Origin of the sequence: Paraburkholderia dilworthii (assembly GCF_000472525.1) — a bacterium.
Taxonomy (GTDB): Bacteria; Pseudomonadota; Gammaproteobacteria; order Burkholderiales; family Burkholderiaceae; genus Paraburkholderia; species Paraburkholderia dilworthii.
Genome location: NZ_AWZT01000117.1, coordinates 1 through 3,501 on the forward strand (window position 1 = coordinate 1; position 3,501 = coordinate 3,501).

4 protein-coding genes and 1 pseudogene are annotated in these 3,501 nt (G+C 57.9%); 4 read left to right on the top strand and 1 reads right to left on the bottom strand.

What is annotated here, in order from left to right; genetic code table 11:
* Nucleotides 1–831: 831 nt before the first annotated feature.
* Nucleotides 832–1,855: pseudogene (locus F759_RS39870) on the bottom strand (IS110 family RNA-guided transposase).
* 111 nt (nucleotides 1,856–1,966) lie between these two features.
* Here F759_RS39870 and F759_RS43855 point away from each other — a divergent pair.
* From F759_RS43855 to F759_RS0135320, 4 genes are all read left to right on the top strand, one after another.
* A complete protein-coding gene (locus tag F759_RS43855) occupies nucleotides 1,967–2,113 on the top strand; it encodes a hypothetical protein (RefSeq protein WP_209440547.1) in 147 nt (48 codons plus the stop codon).
* A 165-nt stretch (nucleotides 2,114–2,278) separates the two neighbouring features.
* Nucleotides 2,279–2,452 (top strand): transposase, encoded by a 174-nt coding sequence (locus tag F759_RS43860; protein ID WP_209440548.1) that lies wholly within the window; start codon nucleotides 2,279–2,281, stop codon nucleotides 2,450–2,452.
* A gap of 299 nt (nucleotides 2,453–2,751) precedes the next feature.
* The gene (locus F759_RS45385) at nucleotides 2,752–3,000 is read left to right on the top strand and encodes a hypothetical protein (protein ID WP_209440549.1); all 249 of its coding nucleotides are present in this window, start codon (nucleotides 2,752–2,754) and stop codon (nucleotides 2,998–3,000) included.
* Nucleotides 3,001–3,086: 86 nt separating this feature from the next.
* Nucleotides 3,087–3,501, top strand: a 415-nt coding sequence (locus F759_RS0135320; protein ID WP_027803896.1) for an IS110 family transposase, incomplete at its 3' end; no start/stop codon positions are given.

A 3,501-nucleotide genomic window follows, 5' to 3' on the forward strand; every position in this document is an offset into this window, starting at 1 on the left:
ATGAGCGCCACATCTTGCATGATGGTTCCCCTTGGTAGAAGGCCTCCGTAGCGTAACCTGACCTCGGAGGCGGGGGCGACCATCTCATTAACACAGTCGTATGCCTACCCGCTATTGTAAGTGGGAGACTGTGTCCGGACTTTCAGGGGGCCGCTCCAGGGAGGCCCAGCACAATCTTCTTATGCGAAGGACTTCATTGTCCCGAGAGCTCCGAACCAATTGGCCGTAACCAGCCAGGCACGCCTCGGTAACCACCATGCGCTGCATGAGGCCGCAAACGAAACGAGCTCGGCATGTAAGCAGTTCCTCAAGCGCCTCCAATCGTGTACGGCCCGAGGAACTTGCCAGCGCTCCAGCACGTCCACCATCCTCGGCAGTGAGCCGATCGGATGAACTTCGCCATGCCGACCGGACTGCGCGGCATCGCTTTCTGCTGCTGTCTCCACAGTCACTCCATGTGTTGTTTATGAGGTCCGTTGACAAAAAGGGATGCCAACATTCCGTAAGGTGAAGGAATGGGCTCTGATGTGATGGACGACTCCCGCCCTTCGGAGTTCGGCATATGCCAAATCTATGGTCCACCCCGTTTTTGCAACCCTGATCTTCGATGGCGAGTTGGCTTGCTTAAATCTATTCGGCGTCGTTGTGGGGGTTGCTCCCCGCGCCACGATGAGATTCGCGCCTGACGATCCTTAACAGTGGATCGGCTTCGAAAAGCCTCTTTGGCACTCAGGTTCTTCGTCAGGCCGCTGCGCCGTTCACGTCATCAATTTTCAGTCGTCGCAAAACCAGTTGGGTGATTGAGTTAAGCAAAGATGAAGCTGTGCTCCTTCAGATAGGGCGAGTTGCGAAGCCAGCGTCGAATGTGGTTTGGCGTGCAACAATGGCCCAGGCCGTTCGGGCCAGCTTGTTGGCCAGCGCACATGCCACCACGTTTGAATGTCGTTGCGCGAGCATTGCGCGAACTCAGTCTGCCAGACGACCAGTTCGTTTTTCCAGGCCTCGCATGTAGGCTCGGGCGCACAGGACGAGCAGGCGCTGACATTTTTGTCGCCGCGCCGGCTGATCCCGAGAAGATTGGTCTTGCCACCCGTACTGAATTGCCGGGGAACGAGCCCAACCGATGCCGCGAAATCGCGACTGCATCCGTACTGCTTTGCGGCGCCCATCTTCGCGGCCAACGCGCTTGCGGTGACCGGGCCGACTCCCGGGATGCTCATCAGACGCTGTCCGACCTCGTCGTCAGCGAGTTGACGTGCGAGCTCATGGTCAATCTCACCAATCTGTTCCTCAAGGTACTTGAAGTGCTCGTGGAGGCGTTCGAGAATCGCAACCAGCCGGGGCGGCAGTTCCTGCATAGCGAGCACAGCCGGCAGACGTGTGACGGCAGTATTGCCTACCGGCAGACTGATGCCAAACTCGAGAAGAAAGCTATGCATCTGGTTGACGGTTCTGGTCCGCTCGCGCACCATCGATTCACGGACACGATGCAGCACGGAAAGCGTCTGTTGAGACTCCGTCTTCGGGGTTACGAATCTCATGGCCGGGCGCGACGCTGTTTCACAGATCGCCTCGGCATCGACGAAATCGTTCTTGTTTGACTTGACGAATGGCCTGACGAACTGCGGCGAGATAAGGCGCGCCGCGTGCCCGAATTCGGCCAGCTTGCGCGCCATTTGATGCGAACCGGCGCAGGCCTCCATGACGACGGTACAGGCATGGAACGTCGCGAAGAATTCGATCAGTTGTTTGCGGCTCATCTTTTTGCGAACACAGCCTTGCCTTTCGCGTCCTGCCCATGCAGGTGAAAGCTGTGTTTGCCGAGATCGATACCAACGAGCGTTACGTCGTCCATGATGGCCTCCAGTTCGGTATGAGCACTGCCAGCCTAACCTGTCCAGCGAGGTGGGGTGGACCATCCCATTAGTGGAGAAGTCCTGACTTCCACGGCAAAGGAGCGTTCATCATGAAGATAGCCACTGTCGGGCTAGATCTTGCAAAGACTCTGTTCCAGGTTCACGGAGTGGATTCACAGGGACATATTGTCGTACGCAAGCAACTGCGCGCCGCGCTGATGTACTGGCGTTTTTCGCGAAGCTTGACCCGTGCGTGATTGGCATGGAGGCATGTGGGTCGTCGCACTAGTGGGGCCGGGAACTCACGAAGCTCGGACACACGGCGTGCCTGATTGCCCCGCAGTTCGTCCCGCCCTACGTAAAGAGCAACAAGACCGATGCGGCCGATGCTAAGGCAATCTGAGGCGTTAAATTGACCGCACATGCGCTTTGCGCCGATCAAGACGCAGGCGCAGCAGACGATGCTTTCACAGCATCGGGCGCGCGCCGGGCTGGTTAAATCCCGTACGGCATTGGCCAATCAAATCCGCGGCTTGCTGGGCGAGTTCGGTATTGTCCTGCCACAAGGCATCCGGCTGCTCGACAAAGGGTCATAGAAGCCCTTTCCACTCGGGAGCATGAGCTTTGTGAACCGTTCCGGAGCCTGATCCAGTTACTTTTGGAGCACTTACGCGAACTGGGTAACAAGGCGGCTGAACTGGAGGGACGCATCCGCGCGATGCATCGTACCGATCCGGCCGGGCAACTTCTCGAAACAATACCCGGGTCGGGCCGCTCACCGCTTCCGCGCTGGCAGCGTCAATCGGTAAACCCCCGAGCCTTTCGGGACGGCCGCGGACTGCTGCATGGCTGGGTCTGATCCCGCGTCAACACCTCCTCAGGTGGCAAGCCACGTTTGCTGGGCATCAGCAAGCGTGGCGATACAGCACTACGAACGCTTCTGATGCACGGCGCTCGCGCTGTTATTCGTATGGCAGCCAATAAGCCTGAAATGACTGATTCGTGGGTCATGAAACTATGTCGACGCCGGCACAAAAAACATCGCCGCCGTGAGGGCTCGCCGCGCAGCGTCACGAACATTTCGTCGAGATGTCATGTGCTGGCCCGAGATGGAATGGACACCGCCCTCCCTTCGGGGAATTAGGCACGACTGAGGGCCTCCAGGACCGAACGGCATCAATGTGCCAGAGTGGAGTTGCGACACAACCACTTACGGAACGGAGGCCCCAGATGAATGCTACGACATACGGACTCGATATTGCAAAGCGGGTGTTCCAGCTGTACTGGGTCGACACCCAAACTGGCGAGATCGCGAATCGGAAGTTTGGACGAGACGATCTGATTACATTTCTGGCGCAACGCCCCGCCGGTCGCGTCGCCCTCGAAGCTTGCGGAAGTGCTCACTGGTGGGCGCGTAAGATTCGCGCGCTTGGACACGAGGTGGTGCTATTACACGCCCAATTCATTCGACCTTTTGTGCAAACGAACAAGACTGACGCGGCGGACGCCCGGGCAATCTGGACAGCAGTACACCAACCCGGGATGCGTACGGTTGCCGCCAAGACAGAGGATCAGCAAGTGATGCTAAGCCTTCATCGTATGCGCTCGTTGCTCGTCAAGTTTCGAACAATGCAAATAAATCAGC

Excerpts from the sequence above, each read along its gene's own strand:
- F759_RS43855 (WP_209440547.1), top strand. The coding sequence starts at position 1,967 with ATGAAGATAGCCACTGTCGGGCTAGATCTTGCAAAGACTCTGTTCCAG.
- F759_RS43860 (WP_209440548.1), top strand. The coding sequence starts at position 2,279 with ATGCGCTTTGCGCCGATCAAGACGCAGGCGCAGCAGACGATGCTTTCA.